Below are 1,662 nucleotides of genomic sequence, written 5' to 3'. Positions count from 1 at the left end.
GCGTTATATTACTTCTATCCGCGGTTTTTGCGATCATAGCTCAAAATGTGGACTTTTTATCTAAATACTATGAGGCATTTTTACATCTAAGCTTCACCATAGGTGTGGGTTCTGCGAAACTTGACGAATCGATGCATTTTTTAGTAAACGACGTGCTTATGGCAATATTTTTCTTTGCCATCGGACTTGAGCTAAAGCGCGAAAAGATCGAAGGGCAGCTGCGCCATTTCTCTCAAATTTTACTTCCTAGCTTCGCGGCTTTGGGCGGAGTAATGATGCCTGCGATCATATTTTCGATCATCAACTGGGGCGATGCCGTCGCGATGAAGGGCTGGGCAATCCCTACGGCGACAGATATAGCCTTTGCCGTGGGCGTTATGGCACTTTTGGGCAAAAAAATTCCGGCTAGCCTTAAAATTTTTGTTTTGACGCTTGCGATAATGGACGATCTGTGTGCAATTTTAATCATCGCTTTGTTTTATTCCTCTACCATAAACGCAATCTATCTAGGCGGCGCAGCTGCCTGTGTCGCAATAATGCTAGCGATGAGCAGACTTGGCGTCGATAAAAAGCTTCCGTTTATCATCGTGGCCGTGGTGCTGTGGGTGATGGTCCTAAACTCTGGCATACATGCGACCATCGCGGGAGTGCTTGCGGGTTTTTGTATCCCGCTTAAAACCCGCTCGGGCTCTATGCTAAAGGATATGGAGCACGGACTAGCCTACCCCGTAAATTTCTTCATCTTGCCGATCTTTGCCTTTACAAACGCAGGCGTTTCGCTAGCAGGCATCAGTCCTAGCTTCCTTTTCGGTCCGGTGCCGATGGGCATCATGCTCGGACTATTTTTCGGTAAACAGATCGGAATTTTTGCCTTTAGCTGGATCCTAATCAAAGCCAAAATCGCCTACATGCCTGAAAATGCAGGCTGGCCGCAGCTTTACGCAGTAGCAATCATCTGTGGTATCGGCTTTACGATGGCGCTTTTCGTAGACGGCCTGGCGTACGGCGGCAGCGATATGTATCATTACACGGACAAGCTCGCGGTATTTTTAGGCTCGATAATTTCCGGAGTAGTGGGATTTTTCGTCGCAAAAGCAGTCGCGGTAAAACAAAGCTAAAATCCGTAAAGGGTTAGAGTCTTAAAATTCTACGAGCAACACAAAATTTCAAAATTCTACCGCTCAAAAATTTAGAATTTTAAGAACGGCTCTAAAATTTTGAAATTTATACGCTACAAAATTTAACTTAAAATTCTGTCTGATCCAAGCGCAGCTTAAATTACCAAAATCCCCGCATTTCGCATTAAGCTTAATGCACATTCATCGTAGTAGCCGCGCTCATGATTCGGCGCATCGTAGGTAGCCACCGCACCTCGCGGAACGATGACGTCCTTATCGGCGCCAGTTTCGTTGAGATAGGTGCGCAGGCTAAGCGCAAACTGCATCACGCAAATATCGGTGCAACAGCCCGTAATCACAAAGCGATCGAAGCCGTCCAGAATTTTCTTATCCAAATTATGAAAGCCGTTCGTGCTGCGCTTAAAAGTGACGTTTTGCTCGCTTACGTAGGGCGCGAGCTCCTCGATCACCTCCGCTTCGGGCGAGCCAACTAGACAGTGGATCGGGTAGCGCTTCATCTCCAAATCCCGCTCGGCGTGAGCGT

General features: G+C 47.1%; 2 protein-coding genes. One reads left to right on the top strand and one right to left on the bottom strand.

Going from position 1 to position 1,662, the window contains the following annotated elements; genetic code table 11:
• On the top strand, positions 1-1,118 hold a 1,118-nt coding region (gene nhaA / locus Q0257_RS09455; protein ID WP_298024379.1), incomplete at its 5' end, for a Na+/H+ antiporter NhaA.
• 155 nt (positions 1,119-1,273) lie between these two features.
• Here nhaA and Q0257_RS09450 read toward each other — a convergent pair.
• Positions 1,274-1,662 (bottom strand): isochorismatase family protein (locus tag Q0257_RS09450; RefSeq protein ID WP_298024378.1); only part of this gene is annotated, 389 nt, incomplete at its 5' end.

It is taken from the genome of uncultured Campylobacter sp. (genome assembly GCF_938018035.1).
Lineage (GTDB): Bacteria > Campylobacterota > Campylobacteria > Campylobacterales > Campylobacteraceae > Campylobacter_B.
The sequence above is the reverse complement of the archived record's forward strand: the minus strand, read 5'-3'. Positions and strand labels throughout refer to the sequence as shown.